The following is a 21,188-nucleotide window of genomic DNA, read 5'->3' on the forward strand; positions in this document are numbered from 1 at the left end:
ATAGATAGGATGCTTTGCCAACAAAAAGGAATGAACAATGTCATATAAGGCCGCGGTTACCGCGCCACATTATCTTGCTGCACAAGCAGGTGAGCGCATTTTACAACAAGGTGGCAATGCGGTTGAAGCATGCGTTGCGATGGCGAGTTCCTTGACGGTGGTTTATCCACACATGACCAGTTTAGGTGGCGATGGGTTTTGGTTGATTCATAAACCGGGAGAAGATCCTATTGCCATAAATGCGGCAGGTCAGTGTGCAAACGACCTAACTCATGCCGAATTTGGTCACCATTCGCGAGGTGCGAAAGTTGCTTTAACTACCGCGGGCGCTGTGGCGGGTTGGGATAAGGCGTTGTCACTTTATCCGGGCAACCTGGGTTTAGATGATTTATTTCAATCCGCTATCGAATTTGCTCAAAACGGTATTGAAGTGACTCAAACACTGCATGATGCGCAGATAAAGTTGTTGCAAGAGATTGATGACGATGATTTTTCATCGGTGTTTTTGAAACAAGGTAAAGCTCATGCAGTAGGCGATACAATACGTTTACCTGCGTTAGCGCATACTTATCAACGCTTAGCGAAAGCGGGCCTACAAGATTGGTATCAAGGCACGTTAGCTGAACAGAATGCGCAATATTTACAAAAAAAGGGCAGCCCGATTTGTTTAGAGGATATCGCCAGTTCCATGGCCAAAGTGACCACGCCTTTAAAAGCCAGTACGCAATGGGGCGATTTCTATAACTTTGGGGTGCCAACACAAGGTGGGGCATCGTTGAATATTTTAGCCTTGCTGGATCATTATGTGAGTCAAAGAGCACAAGATGAGCAGTATTGGAACAGTGAACAGGGTGAAGAAGAGTTGCTCCACTATTTGGTGGAATCGGTAAAAGTAGCTTTCAATTGGCGTAATTGTCATTTGAGTGATCACGCTTCGCTTGATGCAGAAATGCAACAGCGTTTGACTGCAAGTGCAATAAAAGCGCAAAGCGAAACCATTTCTGATAAAGCTAAAGCTTGGCCGAATCCTGGACCAACAGGCGATACCGTTTGGATGGGTGTTGTCGATTCTGAAGGTTTGGCAGTGAGTTATATTCAAAGTATTTACTGGGAATTTGGCTCTGGCGTAGTGAACCCTGAGACTGGAGTGGTTTGGAACAATCGTTGTTTAGGTTTTAGTACCGATCCAACTCATGCGAATTATATTCGGCCTGGACAGCAACCAATGCATACACTTAATCCACCATTGGCGCTGCTAAAAGATGGCTCTCGATTTATTTATGGCACGATGGGAGGAGAAGGGCAACCTCAAACTCAAGCCGCTATAGTGTGGCGTTATCTAGTCCAAAAACAAACCATTAGTAACGCCATTCGCGCTCCTCGTTGGTTACTGGGTAAAACTTGGGGCAAAGCGAGCGAAAATTTGAAGTTAGAAGAAACCTTGTTTAATAAGTTCGCGATATCGTTACAAGACAGAGGACACGATGTTGTGTCTGCGGCAGATTTTGCTGAGTTTTTTGGCCATGCCGGTGCGATTCATGTTTCCAAATCAATAACCAGCGCTGCATCAGATCCACGCAGTGATGGTGAAGCCATCGTTAATGAAAGCGGTCGTTAATTACAATCATCGTTAATTACAATTGTCGTTAACTACAACCGTTGTTAATAGAAACGTTGTTAATAGAAAATAGAAAATAGAAAACAAAACAATCAGTTAAAAAGAAAATAATTAATTGGATCAATCGTATTCAAAAATAAATATTTAATTTTCAGTGAAGGAACGAAATAACAAATGAACGAATTTATGCAAGTGTTACCAGTAATTTTAGCACTTCTGGCAACAGGAGTGGTTGCTGGGTTGTTGGCAGGACTATTAGGCGTTGGCGGTGGGATTGTCATTGTTCCAGTACTTTATTATCTGTTTCAGAGTTTTGAGGTGAGTGCTACTTCCGCGATGTTGATTGCCACCGCAACATCACTCGCCACTATTGTTCCTACATCAGTTAGCTCAATCAGAGCGCATCATAAGAACGGCAATGTGGATTGGCAGCTGCTTAAATGGCTAGCACCATTTATTGTCATAGGCGTTATCGCGGGTAGTTTGTTTGCCACCAGCGTTGGTGGTCCATGGCTTACTGCGTTGTTTGGTATTGTGGCGACATTATCAGCTTTGAATATGCTGCTACGCGCCAATGCTGCACCTTTAGCACAATCGTTACCTAATAAAGCCGGTCAAGGCGTGATTGGCTCGTGCATCGGTTGTTTGAGTGTCATGGTTGGTATTGGTGGAGGAACACTTACCGTACCCACACTGTCTGCATTTAACTATCCAACCCACAGAGCCGTTGGTACTGCCGCCGCAGTTGGGTTATTAATTGCGCTACCGGGCGTAGCGACCATGTTATTAGTTGGCACAACACCAAGTGACGCCCCTTTTGGTAATTTTGGTTTGGTTAACTGGGCAGGATTTGTTTTTATTGTGCCATTAACGGTGTTCTTTTCACCAATAGGTGCAAGTTTAGGTAAGAAATTAGATAGTGTGAAGCTGAAGAAAGTATTTGCCTTGGTTTTAATCTTTACCGGACTTCGCATGTTGCTACAGAGCTTTTAGTCGTTCTGTATCCACTTTTAACGCTTTTAATCATCAGCATGATTTTAAAATGACAGCAACAATTTCAAGGAATGAACAAATGGATTTATTTGAAAGACTTTCGCCGCCGCCACGTATTTTAATGGGACCAGGACCGATTACGGTCTACCCACGTGTATTACAGGCGATGAGTAATCAATTGATTGGTCAATATGATCCGGTTATGACTGGATATATGAATCAAACCATGGCGCTATATCGAGAAATTTTTAAGACCAACAATCAAGCAACAGTGCTTATTGACGGTACGGCAAGAGCAGGGATAGAAGCGGTATTGGTGTCTTTGATTGAACCTGGTGATAAGGTTTTAGTCCCTGTTTTTGGACGATTCGGGCACCTGCTTGCAGAAATCTCCGAACGAGCTGGAGCAGAGGTAATTAAGTTTGAAGTAGAGTGGGGAACTGTAGTGACCGACTCTATGCTAGAGCAACAAATTATCCGCCATAAACCTAAAGTACTCGCTTTGGTTCAAGGTGATACATCGACTACCATGTTGCAACCGCTTGCAGGTGCTGGCGAATTGTGTAAAAAACATGGTGTACTTTTCTACAGTGATGGAACCGCTTCAATTGTAGGTAACGCCTTTGAAACAGATGAATGGCAATTAGATGCGGTATCGGTTGGCTTGCAAAAGTGCTTAGGCGGCCCGTCGGGAACGGCTCCGGTGACTCTAAGTGAAAAAGCGGTCGAGCGTATTCGACAACGTAAACATGTTGAAGCAGGCATTCGTACCGATAGTCATCAATCAGGGCAACTGAGTCGCATCCGTTCAAATTACTTTGATCTGGGTATGATTCTAGATTATTGGGGAGAAGAGCGTCTTAATCATCATACTGAAGCGACCAGTATGTTGTTTGCTGCTCGCGAATGTGCACAAATTAACCTACAAGAAGGGTTAGATAACGTTATCGCTAGACATAAAAAAGCAGGTGACGCTTTAGTCGCAGGGCTACGTGCAATGGGACTGACTTTATTTGGAGATCTCGCGCATAAAATGAATAACGTGGTCGGTGTTGTTATTCCTTCTTATGTCGATGGTGACGCGATTCGCACAGCAATGTTGGAGCAATTTAATATTGAAATAGGTACCTCTTTTGGGCCACTGCATGGCAAGGTCTGGCGCATAGGAACGATGGGCTACAACGCAAGATTGGATACAGTATTATTAACATTGGTCGCGCTAGAGGCATTGTTGGTTCAAGCTGGTGGTTCGATAAAACAAGGTGCTGCGTATTATTCTGCTATGGAACAGTACCAATCAGGGAACTAAATTATGGATACAAAGTTAGCTGATAAACTTGCCGACACAGTAATGCAACATTGTGAAACTTTGGCTGAATATACGCAAACTGCAGGGATTATGGACCGGCGCTATTTAACCGTTGAGCATAAGCAAGCTAATCAACAAATATTTGATTGGGCCAAACAGAGCGGTTTATTAAGTTGGCAAGATCAAGCCGGTAATCAATGGGTAAGATTGCCAGCCAACAAAGTCACTGACCAACGTGTTATTTTAGGCTCCCACACTGACACGGTTCCAAATGGAGGAAAATACGATGGTATTTTAGGCGTGGTAGCTCCATTGGTACTGATGAAATATTTTGCCGATAACGATATAAGCTTCGAGTTTAACCTTGATCTTGTTGGTTTTGGTGATGAAGAAGGTACGCGCTTTGGTGCCACGCTGCTTGGTAGCTCAGCAATTACTGGCAAATGGAATAGTCAGTGGCATGCGCTAACCGATGAAAATGGGATCAGTTTAGCGCAAGCGATGCGTGATTTTTCTCTGGATATATCCAAAGTAGCCGAAGCTAAAATAAACAGCAATGATGTGCTCGCGTATGTAGAGTTGCATATAGAACAAGGCCCAGTATTAGAAGAGAGAGGTTTAGCAATTTCGGCGGTAAATGGCATTTCTGGCGCGCGACGATTCGCTATTTCGATAGAAGGTAAAGCAGGACACGCCGGAACCGTTCCGATGAGATCGCGTCAAGATCCGTTAGTTATCGCTAGTGAGTGGATCGCTGAGTTAAACCGATCGGCAAAACTAACTACCGATTTAGATCATCTTGTACTTGCTACGGTAGGCAAGTTGGAAGTATTGCCTGGTGGCGTAAATGTGATTCCAGGACAAGTTAACTTGTCTCTTGATGTGAGAAGCTTAAATGATGACGCGCGAGATTTGCTGCTGGACGTTTCTTTTTCGCAACTACATACCCTAGCGGACAGAGATGGCTTAAACGTTACGATTGAAGAAACACATACTGCTCAGGCGGTTTATTGTGATCCTAAGTTAACCCATGCTATGGCTCAGGTTGTTGGTGGATTGACTGGTACGCCACTCACGTTAACCTCTGGAGCTGGACATGATGCCATGGTGTTTGCCGATTTTGTTGCTACCACAATGTTGTTTGTACGTTGCAAAGAAGGGATAAGTCATAACCCCAGAGAATCGGTAAATGTTGAAGATGTAGCCATTTCATTAATTGCATTAGTTAATTTCATAAACGAATTCAAAATTAATTGATACAATGCGGCTGGTGTTATTATTTATCAATCTACTGGAACTTTTAATGAATGAATATTTAGGTTATTTGGCGGCATTTTGTACAACGTTTTCTTTTGTTCCTCAAGTGATTTCAATCCTCAAAACTAAAAATGTTGATGGAATTTCCACCGGAATGTACGCCATGTTTGTTGTTGGTGTATTGTGTTGGCTTGTTTACGGGCTGATTAATAACGATTGGCCACTCGTTGTTGCTAACACCATTACCGGTATTCTTGCTACGATGGTTTTGGTACTTAAACTTTTGTCCTCCAAAACTCGAAACTAAAGGTGTAAGTCAAAGTCTTGTGTGATTAACTCCTTTGGAGAGTATTATTACTGGATTGCAACTGTTACTATTTCGTTAAATTATTAACGGTATGTTATAGTGTAAAAAGCTGAACTTTATAGGGCGAATAATGAAATCTGTTGGGAATACTTCCTCACTTAAAAGCTCTATACTGCTTTTAACATTGGCTATCTGCCTGCTTCTTGCGTCGTCGCTAACTCATGCTTTTGAGGTAGAGAAAAAACGCGTTTTGCTTATTTATTCTTACCATCCGACATTCGCAACAACACATCAAATATATCAAGGCTTACTTTCTGGTCTTGATGGTGCACCTATCGATATTGATATCGAATATATGGATAGCAAGTCATGGTATGACGATACCAGCATCAATAACTTTTATCGTTCTTTGAGTTATAAGCTATCTCATCGCTCTCAATATGACTATGTTATAACCTCAGATGATAATGCATTAGATTTTGCTCTGGCTTATAGAAAACAATTATTTCCGACTATCCCTATTACGTTTTTAGGGGTGAATGATCTTGAATTAGCCAATGCGCAAAATGATGACCCATTAGTTAGTGGTGTGGTTGAGTCTACTTCTATTACTAAAAATATTGCTGCCGTACAATCCATATTTCCTAATAAGACCGATATTTACGTTATCGGTGATGGTACAACGACCGGAAAAGTAGATATAGATAAATGGGCAGCATTGGCGAATGATTATCCGTCAATACACTGGCATCTATTAGACTTGGCAGCAATGAGTTGGGATGAATTTATCCAAGCGCTTAATGTTATTGAACCTGATTCTAGTAGCCTTTTGTTGCTTTCTGCTTTTCGAGATAAAGACAATGTGAATGTAACTTTTGATGAATCTCTGGAGCTGATATTAGAAAATACTGACGCTGCTATTTTTCATCCATATCAACATGGTATTGGTCAAGGCATATTAGGTGGTGTGATTATTGATCATGAACAACAAGGCGTTGAAGCCGGAAAAATCATATTGCGTTATCTTCAAAGTGAGGAAAAACAAAACATACCTGTAATGGATTCTAGCCCTAGCTTACCTGTTTTTGATTCTAGGCAGTTACAACGTTATAAGGTGAATTCCTCTCGTTTACCTGATGGGTCGATAGTTCTGTTTAAAAAAACCAGTGTTTTTGAACGTTATAACTCAGAGATTATCGGTCTTCTTTTACTTACCGTAGTGCTGCTTATTGTGCATGGTTTTGTTCGATATAAAACCAACAAGCAGACCAAAGCAAGTGAAAAAAAGCTGCGAATTATTTTAGACAGCATTGATGCCTTTGTGTACTTAAAAGATATATCTGGTAAATACTTATTTGCGAATAAATCAGCAAGAGAACAGTTTGGATTATCATTTGATGAGATGTTGGGTAAGAGTGATTATGATTTATTCGATGAACAAACCGCTAAAAGAATCGAACAGGTCGATCAAAGAGTTTTAAAGTACAAGCATAAATATAGCCAAAACGAGAGTTTTTGGCGTGAAGAGTCGCAATCGTTACAAGAAATCACTACCACAAAAACGGTGTTGGTTGATGACAATTCTAACGCCTACGCTTTGTGTGGTGTCTCTGTAGATATTACCGCGCAAAAGAGACATGAAAGGTTATTAGAACAGTCTGCATTTTATGACACGTTAACTGGTGTTCCAAATCGTTTGGTGTTTATAGAACGATTAACCCAAGCTATGTGCAAGAGTGAACGAAACAATAATACGCTCTTTGTGGTATTTTTTGATATGGACAATTTTAGTCAAATTAACAAAAAATATGGTCACGATTTTGGTGATTTAGTGCTTAAAACGATCATTAATAGAACCAAAACAGTAATGAATAAAGATAGCGTTATTGCCAGATTGGGGGGTGATGAGTTCTATTTATTGTTTGAGTCTGAATCAAACTCACAGCATGAACCCAAACGTGTTTTAGAGTCTATTTCAGAACCGATAGAAATTAATAACCATCAAATAGTACTTACTGCTTGTGCCGGCCTGACCAGTTATCCGCAAACTAATAGCATAGAACCAGAGCATTTGATGCGTCAATCTGAGCAAGCTTTGTATATCGCGAAAAGTTATGGGGCAAACCAAATACGTCATTTTAACGGTTACGAACCGAATTTAGAAAACTCTAGCCAGTTTAACGAATTACTAAATGCCTTTTCTTGTAATGAATTTATGCTTTATTATCAGCCTAAAGTGAGTTTGGTTGATGGAAGCATTGTGGGTCTCGAAGCGTTAATTCGCTGGAATCATCCAAAGAAAGGTGTGATGGCGCCTAACTTATTTCTTCCTGATGTAGAGCGGTATAACTTAATTAAAACATTGGATGATTGGGTTATAGATAGAGCGTTGAAACAAGTAAATACCTGGTTTGAACTCGGTTTAACCATTCCCGTGAGTATCAATGTCAGCCATGCCTACTTTAGACAGAAAAATATTGCTGATTTATTGAAACACAAATTATATCAATACCCAGCTCTGCCTCCATCGCTTATTGAAATAGAAATTGTAGAAACCAACGCTTTGGATAATCTTACTGAAGTTGCTGATACAATACGGTCATGTAAAGAACTGGGAATTTGCTTTTCTTTAGATGATTTTGGAACGGGCTATTCATCGTTAACTTATTTACAACAGTTGCCAGTTAACTCTTTAAAAGTGGATAGAAGCTTTGTCATTAATATGCTAACCAGTAAAACTGACTTGAGTATATTGCAAGGTATATTGGGCTTTTGTCGTGCATTTAACATGACATCGGTTGCTGAAGGTGTAGAAAGCATAGAGCATGGGCGTAGGCTTAAAATTATGGGTTATCAAGTTGCTCAAGGATACGGCATCGCTAGGCCAATGCCACATGACCAAGTACCCGAATGGGCAAATAATTGGGTGTCGCCCAGAGAGTGGGAAGAAGTGCAGTAGGCCATCAATATTTATATCAGCTATTAAAGGCTAGTAATGGAAGCAGCAAAGTTATTGATCGATTGTAAAAATGCGCACGGCGAGGGCATTGTTTGGTGTAATCAAAGCCAACAAGTGCTTTGGACCGATATAGAAGGATGTACTCTGTGGACGTACAGTGTACAAAATCAATCCTATCAGACCTATAAAATGCCCAATCGCTTATGTGCATTTATGCTTAAAGCGGATGGCACGTTGCTCGCAGGATTTGATCAGTATGTTGCTGTCATTGATCTAGAATCCAATCACATAGAAAAATTATTCGATTTTGAACCAGAGAACCCTTTTAGCCGTTTAAATGATGGCAAACCCGATCTAAATGGTAACTTTATTATTGGTGGCGTAAACGAGTCAGACGATGATAATTATTGCTCGTCAGTGATTAAAATCGACCAAGATTTAAGCGTTCACACATTAATAAAAGATGTTGTCTGTGCAAATAGTATTTGTTTCTCTCCAGATGGTAAAACACTGTATTTTGCCGATACACCAAAACATAACATCATTGCTTATGACTATTCACCAACCTGTTCCAAGTTATCTAAAGGACGTGTTATTTATACCGGTGTTGGTCGATTCTCTCTTCCAGACGGGTCGACAGTAGACCAAGACGGCTATATTTGGAATGCAGTGTGGGGAGGAAGTGCCGTTATTCGAATCGATCCAAACAATGGCAAAATTGATCGCATAATTGAAGTGCCAGTAAAGAATCCAACCTGCGTTGCGATAGGTGGCAATGATTTAAATACACTGTTTATTACTTCTTCTCGGCAAGGCTTAACCGAACAAGAGTTACGTGATGTGCCTCAATCGGGTGGTCTATTTACTATCGACTTGTAGAGTAACTGGTTATCAAGTACCGATTGATAGAGTACAGGTTTATAGATTTATAGAATAAATAAAGTTGACTAATAACTCACTACAAAGTACTGTGTATATGTACAGTATTTATTGTAAAGGAGAAAAATATGTTAGCCGACACAATAGAACGCGTAAATAAACTAAGAAAACAAGCAATGAATGACCCCGAGTTTATTCGTTCATCAAAGGAACACGAGCGCAGTATTGTATTGAACGAAAAGAGAACCAGTGCTGATAACTGCCAAGCTAATAAAACGCCGAAACGATTTGATAAAGTATTCAAACAAGCTGAGTTTGGCGTTAATCCTTCAGGCGTTACTCACTGATTCGTGCTGTAACTAGCTAACCATTTACTACTCACTCGTTTATTCTCTACTTATCTAACCAATATCGGTAGCGGCCTACCATGCTTTCGTTACCTAAGATCCCACCTTGGTGTATATACAGCAAGGTTTTACTTGGGTTATTTGGTATCCAAGTAAGTAAACATTGCCACATGAACGGATCGTATAGTAGGTCGAATTCAACTTGGGTCTGTATTTCTAACGCTTGCCATAGTTGATATTCATCTATGTTTAACCGCCCAAAATGATGTTTTTTGTCGCTAGCAAGAATAGTGGGATGAGGTGCATTTTTATCTACTTCTGCAAATTGTTCAATTAAGTAGTCTTGATCACCAACACAGGCACAAGTTATAACCTCTATTCCGGCTGGTTGTAAATGTTTTTGCAGATAAAGTGATGTGGTACCAGTGCCTGATGGCAGTGCTACAACCCACTCTTGTTTCGGCTGAACAAGTGTCCATTGTATGATTTCTTGAGCAAGTTGTTTTACGCCTTGTTCTGCGATTGGCGAGCGCCCACCTTCTGGTACGATAAGTGTGTCCGGTCTATTACTATAATTATCGTGAATATATTGACTTGCATGCCGTCCATTACGATTTTTTACTTGTGATAGATCGATAATATTTACCCCTAGTTCCGAAGCACCTCGATAATTACCACTAGGCTTTTGTTTTACGTACTTGGGAATATGGTCAACGATAAAAGTGAGTTTCCATTTTCTTATTGCGCAAAGTGCTGCTAGAGAATACAAAGAGTTGGCTTGAATCGAACCGTAACAGACTAGCTGCTCAACTTGGGGCAATTCATCTGTCAGTAATGACATAAATTTTCGGGCTTTGTTGCCTGAAAATTGAGGGTGTAATAAATCGTCTCTCTTTAAATAAAAAGAGATATTGTTGAAGGTATGTTGAGTAGTAGGGCTGTCAGATAATTTCATTTTCACATCGCTGAACATGCTTTGTTACAGAATTCAGCATCATAAAGTAATTTCTAGTCAATAACAGCTTTTAGCCGACAACAGTCTTTAATTACCTACAAAGCCTTTAATTACCGATAACAGCTTTTAATTAATAGCAGCTTGCACATTCAAGAATAAAATGGCTTTGCCTATTTATGTTTATAGAGCTTATGTTTCCAGAGTCGTGGCATTTATTGCGCGATAAATATGGTGTTGTGTTCGCAAATTCGCTTCCAAACCCGTTCACCTGCAGGGTGTAGTTTGGTACGAGAGCGATATGCATATAATTCTGTGTTAACCGTTGCGTTTTCTGGCTCAAGAATAATCAATTTATTTTGTTTGAGTTCTTCGGTTATGGCGTAATCCGGAAGCCAACCGATACCTTCCCCTTGTAAGATAAGCGCCTTCACTAGATCGGTCATTGAAGAGGAGAATATAGGTTTAAGTGCATAGTGGTTGCTAGTTTGACGAGTGAGCCTGCCCATATAACTGGAGGTAGAATGCATAATAAATGGCGTGATTTCAGTTTTAGATAATGAGTATTTTGCTTGGTTATCATCCAACACACTAACACAATAATTCTTGGAGTCGCCCAGTTTATGAGCTAAATAAGGTTCGGTAAGCAGCTGAGGGTTTTGATAGCTTAATACAATATCACAAGCACTGTCTTCAAGCATTTTAACGGCATCATCGACATCAATAGCGCGTACATCAAGAATAACGTCGTGCTCTTCAGCAAACAGGTTGAACTTAAACAGCGGTAATATATCGGTAGCGATAGAATGTCCTGCAACAATACTAACTTTTTGGTTGCCTAGAATAGACAAATCATTGAGTCGTTCTAATTCATATTCCAATTGGATTATCAGAGACCGGGCGCTAGTACGAAACTCTTTGCCACTTTGAGTAAGTGCAACGGGAGTTTTATCTCTATCAAACAGTTGGCAGCCTACCGCATTTTCCAATGCTTGAATTCGACGGCTAAAAGTCGATTGAGTGACATTTCTTTCTATTGCGGCTTTAGAAAAATTGCCTAGCTCGGCAAGTTTTAAAAAATCCTGTAACCATTTTGTTTCGATATTTAGCATGGTTTATCTCGTCTTGGCTATGCAATATATGCATAGGTATGCCAGTTATTTCATTTCTTATCAAGATTTATTTTTGCTAATTTATCAACGAAAAGGAGCGGATATGAACAAAAAACTAGGTGTATTAGGTGGTATGGGGCCGATGGCGACCGTAGACTTTGTTCGACGGATTGTCGAAAAGAGTCCAGCAAGTTCAGATCAAGAACATATGGCTATGATTATTTCGAATGATCCCGTTATTCCTGATCGAACCAAACATATTATGGAAAATGGAGAAAATCCATTAACTAAAATGTTAAATAACTTGATGACTCTGAGAGAATCGGGGGCAACTAAAGTGGTGATCCCTTGTAATACGGCACATTATTGGTTAGATAAATTAAGTGCTAATGAGAAGGTTTCATTTATTAGTATTATTGAGGCGGTGATGAATGAAGCAAGCCGCAGACATATGAGCAAAGTTGGCGTTATGGCGACCAATGCAACTATTCAAACCGGTATCTATGCTCGAGCTATTGAAAATCGGTCGATGACTGCTATTCTTCCCACTGAACCGCAGCAACAGCAAGTTATGCAAGGTATTTATAGTGTAAAATCGGGAAAGATTGAGCAGGGCAGAGAGATGATGGAACCTGTATTTGATGATCTTATTGCGAGAGGAGCGGAAGGCGTTGTATTAGGTTGTACAGAAATACCTATCGCCTTTGATCATTTTGGTGCAGAAAAGAAATCCAAAGCATTAGATTCACTAGATATCTTGGCTGACCAGTGTGTTAAGTATTATTACTATGAAGTGTAATTACTCGTGGTTTGAGCATTGTTATTGTACAGCGCTATTTTGACTGAATATATTCCTTGTAATTAATAAAAATTTATTGGATGTCTTGACCCTCCGCACAGACTAAAGTGGTTTAATGCGTCACAATATTTTTTTGAACTATTGTTTTATATTTTTTATCAGTAAAAAGGAAAATCTGAATGCGCATAGGAATTGATTTAGGTGGAACCAAAATAGAAGTGATTGCGCTGTCAGACCAAGGTGACGAGCTGTTTAGAAAACGTGTTGATACACCGCAAGGGTCTTATCAAGATACACTTTATGCGATAAAAGGCTTGGTAGAAGATGCCGAAAAAGCCACAGGGCAAACTGGTAGTGTAGGAATCGGTATTCCTGGCACGATTTCTCCTTATTCAAAGAAAGTTAAGAACGCAAACTCAATATGGTTAAATGGAAAACCGATTGATGTAGACTTGACCATTTTACTCAAGCGAGAAGTTCGCGTCGCAAATGATGCAAATTGTATGGCTGTGTCAGAAGCGACTGATGGTGCAGGGGCTGGGCATAAAGTGGTTCTCGCGCTTATTTTAGGCACTGGTGCGGGTGCAGGTATAGTTATTAACGGCATTCCTCATGCCGGAGGTAATGGTATTGGTGGTGAGTGGGGACATAATCCTCTGCCGTGGCAAGATGCTGAAGAGCGAGCGATTGGAGATGCGACACAATGTTACTGTGGGCAACATGGTTGTATTGAACAGTTTGTGTCGGGTACTGGTTTGTGTGCGGATTATCAACGTAGGACAGGCACTTTACTGAACGGTAAACAGATCTCGGAATTAGCCGATCAAGGCGATAAAACCGCACTGCTAACGTTGGAGGTTTATGAACACAGGTTGGCAAAGTCTATTGCCAGTGTCATTAATCTTCTTGATCCGGACGTTGTTGTGTTAGCAGGTGGTGCATGTAACATAAAACGATTGTATGAAAATGTACCTAGAATTCTGCCTAATTATACTTTTGGTGGCGAATGTCATACCCCTATTAAAGCTGCGATTCATGGGGATTCAAGTGGCGTACGAGGTGCGGCTTGGTTGTGGCCAAATGAATAATAGAGTATTAAGGAATTGTTCGGGCTTATAAATACGACTTAGCGTTGTTTGTTGGTTTTGAATGCCTTAATCGATTTTTTGTTATTAGTGCGCCGATTGGCTTGTTTATCTCTTGGTCTACGCGCACTTTCGCCACAAGAAGGTTTATCCGTCACTGGAAATTGTTCTAATTGGTCTAACTTTAATTCCCTTTTAGTAAATTGACGAATTGAATCTAACTGTTGGTTTTCATTATGGCAAACTAAAGAAACAGCTAAGCCTTCCTCACCCATTCTGGCGGTTCGACCAATTCGGTGTACATAGGTTTCTGGGTTAGCAGGTAAGTCAAAATTAACCACTACTGGCAAACGTTCAATATGCAAACCGCGAGCAAGTACGTCAGTCGCAATTATAACCATCAGCTTATGTTGTTTAAATAGATCTAATGTTTCATCTCGTTGTTGCTGACTCTTATTTCCATGTAATGCTGCGCAAGAAATCCCGGCTTTATTCAGCTTTTTACTCAACGCATCGGCATTTTCTCGTGTGGAAATAAACACCAATACTTGTTGCCATTGATGTTGTTTTATTTGGTGTATTAATACTTTAGCCTTGTTTCCTTTATTGACCAGATAAAGGCGCTCTTTTATCTGTTCGACAACACTATTGATAGCATGCACTTGAATTTGAACCGGGTCAGACAAAAGGCTGTTGGCTTTTTCCTGCAATGCTTCTGGCATGGTAGCTGAAAAAAGAGCAGTTTGATTAATAGCCGGCAACTGACTAATTATAGCCGTTAGGTCAGGCCAAAATCCCATGTCCAGTAATCTGTCAACTTCATCTAGTACCAGCGATTTTACTTGTTGAACGTTGATCAAGTTTTGTTTGAGCAATTCAAGTAACCGTCCGGGTGTTGCCACAATAATGGCAGGATTGTTAGCCAATAAAGTAATCTGCTGTTCTATTTCTATTCCACCGCAAAGCGTTATCACCTGCACATCTATCTGTTGAGATATGCTTGATAGTTCATTGCTAATTTGGGTCGCAAGTTCTCGTGTTGGAACTAATACGATGGCTTGTTCAGCAAAGCGGCGCCGCATTGCTTTTTCAATAAGTGGCAACCCATAGGCCAGTGTTTTACCGCTGCCTGTTTGAGCTAAAGCCAATATATCCTGGTTGTCCATCATTACTGGAATAGTGCGTTTTTGTATCTCTTTGGCCGTTTGTATTTCTGCCGGTAGAGACGATATCAAGGTGGCACTAATCGGTAACTCATGAAATGACATAGATGGATTCTTATTAATGGTTATAGAATATAGAACAGACGGTTTGCTTAGTCTTGTTGTTCTGGACGAAGTTTAAGCTGAACGCCTTTTAAGAAATTGCGTAAAATTTGGTCTTTACATTCACGGTAATGCTTATTGTCTGGCTTGCGGAAGAAAGCGCTTAGTTCATGTTTGCTCATGATAAAGTTGGCTAACTCCATAGTGTGCAAAATGTCTTCCGATTTCATATTAAGCGCGATTCGCAGCTTCATGAAAATCATATTGTTCGAAAGTTTCTTTTCTGGTGCAGGTTGTTCACCGTCACGCTTGCCTCGTTTAGTATTGATCAAACCGTTTAAAAAGATAGCTAAGTCTTTATCCACCATGTTTTTGTAGTCTGGATCATCATCTTTTTTCAGCCAATTGCTAATCTGAGCACGGGTTACGGTATGATCGGCTGCGGCAAATATTGCGATCATTTGTGCATCTTTAAAATCAAAAGTGTAACGGATTCGGCGTAAAATATCGTTATTAGTCAAAATAATTCCTCATGTTTGTTAATACTTAGTCATCAGTCGATGCTTGGTTCAGGTTAATACTTGGTTATTTACAAGTCGATGTTTGCGCGTAAACTCTGCACCCTTAAACCGTGACTAAGAATAATAGCGCGCACCTTACCACAGCAGGTAATTCCAATACATACTGGATGAGAATCTAATTGGTTTTGTTTCAGATTATTGAGTCGTTATTATAAAAAATTATTGAATAGATAATTTATGATAATTTTTAGTTGGAATTACTTTTGAGTATAGTGGCTAGTATAGAATATCTTGCCGCTATCGCCAGTAAGATATTGCATTAATTTTGGTGTCTGAACTCAGAGGAAAATACATTGGATAACACGCTTTTCCAACCAATACAACTTGGTCAACTTCGTCTAAAAAATCGTATCGTTATGCCACCTATGACTCGATCTCGCGCGAGTCAACCTGGTAACGTGGCGAACGAGATAATGGCAGAATATTACGCACAAAGGGCCTCGGCAGGACTCATTATTGCTGAAGGCACTCAAATTTCAGCGTTAGGACAAGGCTATGCTTGGACTCCGGGGATTTACTCTGCACAACAAATTGAGGGTTGGAAGAAGGTAACTAAGGCTGTGCATGGTCAAAAAGGAGTTATTTTTGCTCAACTATGGCATGTAGGTCGAGTGACGCACCCTGATAATATTGGTGGTAAGCAACCAATCTCCTCTTCTGCTTTAAAAGCAGAGAATGTGAAAGTATTTATTGATAATGGCAGCGATGAACCTGGTTTTGTTGATGTGGTCGAACCGAGAGAAATGACTATAGTAGACATTAAAAATACTGTGGCGGAATATCGTCAAGCGGCTTTAAATGCGATAGAGGCGGGATTTGATGGGATTGAATTACACGCCGCGAACGGTTACTTAGTGAACCAATTTATTGATTCTGAAGCGAATAAGCGCACTGATGAATACGGTGGTTGTGTTGAAAATAGATTGCGCTTTTTAAATGAAGTAGTTGCCGCAATGGTCGAGGCTATTGGGGCGGAACGAGTCGGTGTTCGTCTGGCGCCATTTACTTCGCTTAATGGCACGGTAGACGCTAATCCGACCGAAACTTACGTTGCTGCAGCGGCGTTACTTAATAAGCATAAGATTGTATATTTGCATATTGCAGAAGTTGATTGGGATGACGCGCCTGATACACCAGAAGCGTTTAAGCTTGCTATGCGTGAAGCTTATCAAGGAACATTAATTTATGCAGGACGCTATAATAAAGATAGAGCGGTTGAGGCGATTGAGACTGGTCTAGCAGATATGATTGGCTTTGGACGTCCTTTTGTGGCTAATCCTGATTTACCAAATAGAATAAAACAAGATTATCCTCTTGCAGCACATAATCCGGATACGTTATTTGGTGGTGGCGAAGAAGGACTGATAGATTACCCTGTTTATATTTAGATTCTGGATTGTAATCATAATAAAGTGTTTGGCGGGATGAGATAGTATTATGCAGAAAGGCAGTGAATTACCTTCAATAAAAGCACTTAGAACATTTATTGCTGTTGCAAATAATATGAGCTTTTCGAAAGCGGCGAATGAATTGTCACTTACTCAAGGTGCAATAAGTAAGCAAATTTCTTCCTTAGAACAGCAGCTAGGTCAACCTTTATTTCAAAGAGGATTAAATGGTGTTGAATTAACCAATGCAGGTATAAGGTATTTACCAAAAATTACCCAAGCATTAGAGATAATTCAGTACGCAACCGCAAGTCTAATTCAAACCGAACAATTAGAGGAGGTGTTAACCGTTAATGTTACGCCTTCTTTTGCTAGTTTGTGGTTGATCCCTAATATAAATGTCTTTAACCAGACGCACAAAAATATTCAATTAAGAATTAAAACAGGTGATGGGCCGATCAAGAAAATAGAGTCTGATACAGAAATCATGATTCGTTGTTTACCTATTTCTAAGCATTATGAACATACTCGTTTATTGCAGAAAGAGAGGCTAATTTTAGTTGCGTCACCTCACTTGTTAAAAACAAAAAAACTACACACTACTGACGATCTGAAATATGTTACTTTTATACCTCATGTAACCCGACCACATTTGTGGGAACAGTTTAAGCAAGCACACCAACTGGTTTTTACCGCTCAATATCATAAGGTGGCATTCGAACATTTCTATATGTCACTAGAAGCGGTAAAACAGGGCGTTGGTGTCGCGTTATTGCCTGATTTTATGGTGCAGGACTCGCTTGAACAAGGAGAGTTAGTCAATCCACTTAGCTTAAGTATGTCGACAAATTATGGCTATTATATTCACATACCAAATTATAAACTCGCATCTCGAAAGATATATGAGTTTAACCTTTGGTTGATTGATCGACTGGGTACGAGCGGTGAAAAATAGGCATAAAAAATGTCTAACCAATTTTGATTAGACATTTTGATCATTAATTAACTTTTGAGCTTAGGTCAACTGGTCTTGGTGATAATTATAGAAGACCGGCTTCTTTATAATATTTTACAGCACCAGGATGAAGAGGAGCAGAAAGACCATCTTTGATCATCTCTTCTTTCTTCAAGTTTGCGAATGCAGGGTGAAGTTTCTTAAACGTATCAAAGTTTTCAAATACTGCTTTTACAATAGCGTAAACAACATTATCTGGAACAGAGGTTGAAGAAACAAATGTTGCACCTACACCGAATGTCATGACATCTGAGTCGTTGCCGTTGTACATGCCGCCCGGTACTGTCGCAGTACGATAGAAGCTGTTTTCCGCTAATAGTGCATCAACTTCTGCACCACTGACATCTACAATAGTACTGTCACAAGATGTGGTTGCTTCTTTTATTGCACCACTTGGATGGCCTACAACATAGACCATAGCGTCAATTTTGTTGTCACATAGTGCTTTAGACTGCTCTGATGCTTTTAATTCAGAAGCCAGTTTAAAGTCATCATTGGTCCAACCATATTCCTTCATAAGTATTTCTATGGTACCGCGTTGGCCTGAACCTGGGTTACCAATGTTTACTCGTTTGCCCTTTAAGTCTTTAAAGGTTTTGATGCCTGAATCGGCACGAGCTACAACGGTGAAGGGTTCTGGGTGAATAGAGAATACTGCACGAAGTTCTTTAAACTCGCCTTGATCGGCAAATTTGCTTGTACCGTTGTACGCATGATATTGCCAATCTGATTGGGCGATACCAAGATCTAGCTCTCCAGCACGTATTGTGTTGATGTTGTAGATCGAACCACCAGTACTTTCCACAGAACAACGTATTCCGTGCTCTTTTTTGGTTTTATTTACCAGACGACAGATTGCTCCGCCAGTCGGATAATACACTCCAGTTACCCCACCAGTACCAATGGTAACGAACTGGTCTGCGGCACTAGCAGCAAATGATGCGCCTAACAGCATAGTAGTTGTTGTTGTTGCCAACAGGGTTTTCAATCGAGACATATTAGTTCCTTTCTTATGTGTATTTATTTTCCATGTTACTAAATCGATAAGTCGCCAAAACGGCAACTAACTGGTTAACGCTTTGCGGTAACTCGACGCATTATGCCTGTAAATATTTAGAAAATCTGCTATATCGCTAATATTATTAACTTGTTCTGCGTTATTTTTTGCCATTTTTCCGCGACTATTTACGTGATTATTTTCAAATCCAACTCGAACATCGGCTCCTAATAACATAGCAGAAACTAGGCATTTTTGCTCTTGAACGCCAAATGCGCATACCGCCCATCTATGTTTACTGGTGAGTATCTCGTTGTTAATTAGAGGGAGTAATTCTCTGGGTGAGGACTGTAAAAATTGACTGTATCGACCCAACACCAACAAAATATGATGGTGCCGAGCAGGTAAAATGCCCCGTTTTAACAATGAAAAATATCGTTGTATATCGTCTAAGCTGTACAGTATATATTGAGCGATCATACCTGTATCGGCGACCCATTGGAAAAATGTTTGCGCTTTTGATAGGTAACTATCGTTCGGTATGAGTTCTTTTAGTGCAAATGATGCGGCTTCGGGTTGTGCATGATAAATCAATTGCATTTGTTGTTCTGGCGTATACATAGCAATGGCTTCGGTAGTGAGCTGAATGATTATGCTGTCACCCAGTGCTGATTTGACCGCTTGCAGGAGAGAAATATTCTCGTCTATAGCAAGAGAGTGATGCCCTTGGTGGTCTCTTGCATGCAGGTGAACCATCGCGGCACCTGCGTCTCGACAAGCTAATACATCTTGAATAATTTGTTGTTCGGTTATCGGGACAGCGGGGTGGTCTAGTCTGCTTTTTCTCGCGCCATTTGGAGCCACTATGATGGCGATTTTATGTCTATCGACCGTATTATTGATGTTTGTCTCTTGATCTATTTCCATGTTAATGACGCCTGTTGCAATGATGATTTTAGTTTTGATACCAATTCATCAAGTTGTTGCTCGGTAATGATAAATGGAGGAGCGAGTAGAATATGGTGGCCTGTTTTGCCATCGATAGTTCCCGACATTGGGTAACACATAACGCCATTATTCATTGCGAGTTTTTTGATAGTTTTGTGTGCCAATGTTGAACTCGCTAAGGGTGATTTACTGGTTTTATCACTAACTAACTCGATGGCTAAAAAGAGTCCTCGCCCTCGAATATCACCAATATATGGCAGAGGAAGTAATGCTTGTTGCAGTTTTTCTTTTAGTTGTTTACCTAGCTGTACTACGTTCGTTAGCAACTGCTGATCAACTATAGTGTTTATGGTCGCTAGTGCCGAAGCGCAAGCCATTGGATGGCCCATAAAGGTATGTCCGTGTTGGAAAAAACCGCTACCATTTGCAATTGTGTTGTAAATTTTGTCACTGGCGACAACCGCGCCGATTGGCTGGTATCCAGCGCCTAAACCTTTGGCAATTGTAACTAGATCGGGGACAATATGGTCTTGTTCAAATGCAAAGAATGTACCTGTTCGACCTATACCACACATCACTTCGTCTAAAATTAGTAGCACATCATATTGATCACAAATTTCTCGAATACGGGTGAAATAACCTTGTGTCGCTGGCACGGCACCAGATGTTGCGCCTACTACCGGTTCGGCCACAAATGCCATGATATTGTCCGCACCAATTTCAAGTATTTTATACTCTAATTCATTGGCGACTCTAAGTGAGTATTCGTGTTCTGATTCGTTGGCTTGCTGGTCTCTATAAGCATTACATGGGGAAATATGGTGGACATTACTTAATAAAGGCTTAAACGGTTCTCTGCGCCATTCATTACCACCAACAGATAACGCACCTAACGTATTTCCGTGATAGCTTTGACGACGTGCGATAAATTGGTTTTTGCTTGATTTACCTTGTTCGACAAAATATTGGCGAGCCATTTTTAGCGCTGACTCAACGGCTTCCGAGCCACCACTGACGAGATAAACGTAATTCAGTGGGTTTGGCGCTAATTGGCAAATTGTTGTGGCTAAATTTTCACTGGCTTCGTTGGTAAAAAATGCACTGTGAGCGTAAGGGATTTTATCAAGTTGATCGATTATGGCTTGTTTCACAGCTTGATGATTATGCCCCAAGTTTGAAACCGCGGCACCACCGCATCCATCTAAATATTGTTTACCCTGTGTATCATATAAATACACGCCTTCTCCATACGCAATAGTAGGAAGTTCAACATGACAGTGGCGATGAAATACGTTGGTCATTCTAGAATCCTTGAAATTAGAAACAAAGTAACCAGGCTATCTTTGCTTTTAAGTTCAGGCGGTTCAAACGAAAAAA

General features: G+C 40.4%; 19 protein-coding genes. 12 read left to right on the plus strand and 7 right to left on the minus strand.

Going from position 1 to position 21,188, the window contains the following annotated elements; genetic code table 11:
- Positions 1-37 precede the first annotated feature (37 nt).
- The 8 genes from ACLKML_RS17850 (at position 38) to ACLKML_RS17885 (ending at position 9,669) form a co-directional block, all read left to right on the plus strand.
- Positions 38-1,618, plus strand: a complete 1,581-nt coding sequence (locus ACLKML_RS17850; protein WP_413284330.1) for a gamma-glutamyltransferase family protein — start codon at positions 38-40, stop codon at positions 1,616-1,618.
- Between the two features lie 174 nt (positions 1,619-1,792).
- Positions 1,793-2,611, plus strand: coding sequence for a sulfite exporter TauE/SafE family protein (locus tag ACLKML_RS17855; protein ID WP_413284331.1), 819 nt, complete (start codon positions 1,793-1,795; stop codon positions 2,609-2,611).
- Between the two features lie 79 nt (positions 2,612-2,690).
- Entirely contained in the window at positions 2,691-3,920 is a 1,230-nt protein-coding gene (locus tag ACLKML_RS17860) for a pyridoxal-phosphate-dependent aminotransferase family protein (RefSeq protein ID WP_413284332.1), read from the plus strand.
- A gap of 3 nt (positions 3,921-3,923) precedes the next feature.
- A complete protein-coding gene (locus tag ACLKML_RS17865) occupies positions 3,924-5,177 on the plus strand; it encodes an allantoate amidohydrolase (protein WP_413284333.1) in 1,254 nt (417 codons plus the stop codon).
- A 46-nt stretch (positions 5,178-5,223) separates the two neighbouring features.
- The gene (locus ACLKML_RS17870; protein ID WP_413284334.1) at positions 5,224-5,484 is read left to right on the plus strand and encodes a SemiSWEET transporter; all 261 of its coding nucleotides are present in this window, start codon (positions 5,224-5,226) and stop codon (positions 5,482-5,484) included.
- A gap of 130 nt (positions 5,485-5,614) precedes the next feature.
- The gene (locus ACLKML_RS17875) at positions 5,615-8,443 is read left to right on the plus strand and encodes an EAL domain-containing protein (protein ID WP_413284335.1); all 2,829 of its coding nucleotides are present in this window, start codon (positions 5,615-5,617) and stop codon (positions 8,441-8,443) included.
- A gap of 36 nt (positions 8,444-8,479) precedes the next feature.
- The gene (locus ACLKML_RS17880; protein ID WP_413284336.1) at positions 8,480-9,322 is read left to right on the plus strand and encodes an SMP-30/gluconolactonase/LRE family protein; all 843 of its coding nucleotides are present in this window, start codon (positions 8,480-8,482) and stop codon (positions 9,320-9,322) included.
- A gap of 128 nt (positions 9,323-9,450) precedes the next feature.
- Positions 9,451-9,669 (plus strand): hypothetical protein, encoded by a 219-nt coding sequence (locus tag ACLKML_RS17885; protein WP_413284337.1) that lies wholly within the window; start codon positions 9,451-9,453, stop codon positions 9,667-9,669.
- Positions 9,670-9,715: 46 nt separating this feature from the next.
- Here ACLKML_RS17885 and ACLKML_RS17890 read toward each other — a convergent pair whose 3' ends face one another.
- Entirely contained in the window at positions 9,716-10,624 is a 909-nt protein-coding gene (locus tag ACLKML_RS17890) for a 1-aminocyclopropane-1-carboxylate deaminase/D-cysteine desulfhydrase (protein WP_413284338.1), read from the minus strand.
- A gap of 212 nt (positions 10,625-10,836) precedes the next feature.
- On the minus strand, positions 10,837-11,733 hold the full coding sequence (locus ACLKML_RS17895) for a LysR family transcriptional regulator (protein ID WP_413284339.1): 897 nt from the start codon (positions 11,731-11,733) through the stop codon (positions 10,837-10,839).
- Between the two features lie 103 nt (positions 11,734-11,836).
- Between ACLKML_RS17895 and ACLKML_RS17900 the strand changes: the two genes are divergently transcribed.
- Together ACLKML_RS17900 and mak are read left to right on the plus strand one after the other, a co-directional pair.
- Positions 11,837-12,532: an aspartate/glutamate racemase family protein gene (locus tag ACLKML_RS17900; RefSeq protein WP_413284340.1), complete on the plus strand. Its 696-nt coding sequence runs from the start codon at positions 11,837-11,839 to the stop codon at positions 12,530-12,532.
- A gap of 179 nt (positions 12,533-12,711) precedes the next feature.
- Positions 12,712-13,620 carry a fructokinase gene (gene mak / locus ACLKML_RS17905; RefSeq protein WP_413284341.1) on the plus strand — a complete coding sequence of 303 codons (909 nt, stop codon included), beginning with the start codon at positions 12,712-12,714 and terminating at the stop codon, positions 13,618-13,620.
- 38 nt (positions 13,621-13,658) lie between these two features.
- Here mak and ACLKML_RS17910 read toward each other — a convergent pair whose 3' ends face one another.
- Both ACLKML_RS17910 and ACLKML_RS17915 read right to left on the minus strand, forming a co-directional pair.
- Positions 13,659-14,885, minus strand: coding sequence for a DEAD/DEAH box helicase (locus tag ACLKML_RS17910; protein ID WP_413284342.1), 1,227 nt, complete (start codon positions 14,883-14,885; stop codon positions 13,659-13,661).
- A 47-nt stretch (positions 14,886-14,932) separates the two neighbouring features.
- Complete coding sequence (locus tag ACLKML_RS17915) at positions 14,933-15,403, minus strand: DUF1456 family protein (RefSeq protein ID WP_317717398.1); 471 nt, start codon at positions 15,401-15,403, stop codon at positions 14,933-14,935.
- Positions 15,404-15,756: 353 nt separating this feature from the next.
- On the opposite strand from ACLKML_RS17915, the gene ACLKML_RS17920 reads away from it, so the two are divergent.
- Both ACLKML_RS17920 and ACLKML_RS17925 read left to right on the plus strand, forming a co-directional pair.
- Complete coding sequence (locus ACLKML_RS17920) at positions 15,757-16,851, plus strand: alkene reductase (RefSeq protein WP_413284343.1); 1,095 nt, start codon at positions 15,757-15,759, stop codon at positions 16,849-16,851.
- A gap of 49 nt (positions 16,852-16,900) precedes the next feature.
- Positions 16,901-17,806, plus strand: a complete 906-nt coding sequence (locus ACLKML_RS17925; RefSeq protein ID WP_413284344.1) for a LysR substrate-binding domain-containing protein — start codon at positions 16,901-16,903, stop codon at positions 17,804-17,806.
- A gap of 85 nt (positions 17,807-17,891) precedes the next feature.
- Here the strand turns inward: ACLKML_RS17925 and ACLKML_RS17930 are convergent, their stop codons facing one another.
- The 3 genes from ACLKML_RS17930 to ACLKML_RS17940 all read right to left on the minus strand — a co-directional run bounded on the left by ACLKML_RS17930 (position 17,892) and on the right by ACLKML_RS17940 (position 21,112).
- On the minus strand, positions 17,892-18,863 hold the full coding sequence (locus ACLKML_RS17930; protein WP_413284345.1) for a TAXI family TRAP transporter solute-binding subunit: 972 nt from the start codon (positions 18,861-18,863) through the stop codon (positions 17,892-17,894).
- A 66-nt stretch (positions 18,864-18,929) separates the two neighbouring features.
- Positions 18,930-19,790 carry a 3-keto-5-aminohexanoate cleavage protein gene (locus ACLKML_RS17935; protein WP_413284346.1) on the minus strand — a complete coding sequence of 287 codons (861 nt, stop codon included), beginning with the start codon at positions 19,788-19,790 and terminating at the stop codon, positions 18,930-18,932.
- The gene (locus tag ACLKML_RS17940) at positions 19,781-21,112 is read right to left on the minus strand and encodes an aspartate aminotransferase family protein (RefSeq protein WP_413284347.1); all 1,332 of its coding nucleotides are present in this window, start codon (positions 21,110-21,112) and stop codon (positions 19,781-19,783) included. Before ACLKML_RS17940 ends, ACLKML_RS17935 begins: the two co-directional genes overlap by 10 nt.
- Positions 21,113-21,188: the final 76 nt, after the last annotated feature.

It is taken from the genome of Vibrio sp. MA40-2, from assembly GCF_047302445.1.
Taxonomy (GTDB): domain Bacteria; phylum Pseudomonadota; class Gammaproteobacteria; order Enterobacterales; family Vibrionaceae; genus Vibrio.

Coding starts and splice junctions, on each gene's coding strand:
- ACLKML_RS17850 (WP_413284330.1), top strand. CDS start 38: ATGTCATATAAGGCCGCGGTTACCGCGCCACATTATCTTGCTGCACAA.
- ACLKML_RS17855 (WP_413284331.1), top strand. CDS start 1,793: ATGAACGAATTTATGCAAGTGTTACCAGTAATTTTAGCACTTCTGGCA.
- ACLKML_RS17860 (WP_413284332.1), top strand. CDS start 2,691: ATGGATTTATTTGAAAGACTTTCGCCGCCGCCACGTATTTTAATGGGA.
- ACLKML_RS17865 (WP_413284333.1), top strand. CDS start 3,924: ATGGATACAAAGTTAGCTGATAAACTTGCCGACACAGTAATGCAACAT.
- ACLKML_RS17870 (WP_413284334.1), top strand. CDS start 5,224: ATGAATGAATATTTAGGTTATTTGGCGGCATTTTGTACAACGTTTTCT.
- ACLKML_RS17875 (WP_413284335.1), top strand. CDS start 5,615: ATGAAATCTGTTGGGAATACTTCCTCACTTAAAAGCTCTATACTGCTT.
- ACLKML_RS17880 (WP_413284336.1), top strand. CDS start 8,480: ATGGAAGCAGCAAAGTTATTGATCGATTGTAAAAATGCGCACGGCGAG.
- ACLKML_RS17885 (WP_413284337.1), top strand. CDS start 9,451: ATGTTAGCCGACACAATAGAACGCGTAAATAAACTAAGAAAACAAGCA.
- ACLKML_RS17890 (WP_413284338.1), bottom strand. CDS start 10,624: ATGAAATTATCTGACAGCCCTACTACTCAACATACCTTCAACAATATC.
- ACLKML_RS17895 (WP_413284339.1), bottom strand. CDS start 11,733: ATGCTAAATATCGAAACAAAATGGTTACAGGATTTTTTAAAACTTGCC.
- ACLKML_RS17900 (WP_413284340.1), top strand. CDS start 11,837: ATGAACAAAAAACTAGGTGTATTAGGTGGTATGGGGCCGATGGCGACC.
- mak (WP_413284341.1), top strand. CDS start 12,712: ATGCGCATAGGAATTGATTTAGGTGGAACCAAAATAGAAGTGATTGCG.
- ACLKML_RS17910 (WP_413284342.1), bottom strand. CDS start 14,885: ATGTCATTTCATGAGTTACCGATTAGTGCCACCTTGATATCGTCTCTA.
- ACLKML_RS17925 (WP_413284344.1), top strand. CDS start 16,901: ATGCAGAAAGGCAGTGAATTACCTTCAATAAAAGCACTTAGAACATTT.
- ACLKML_RS17930 (WP_413284345.1), bottom strand. CDS start 18,863: ATGTCTCGATTGAAAACCCTGTTGGCAACAACAACAACTACTATGCTG.
- ACLKML_RS17935 (WP_413284346.1), bottom strand. CDS start 19,790: ATGGAAATAGATCAAGAGACAAACATCAATAATACGGTCGATAGACAT.
- ACLKML_RS17940 (WP_413284347.1), bottom strand. CDS start 21,112: ATGACCAACGTATTTCATCGCCACTGTCATGTTGAACTTCCTACTATT.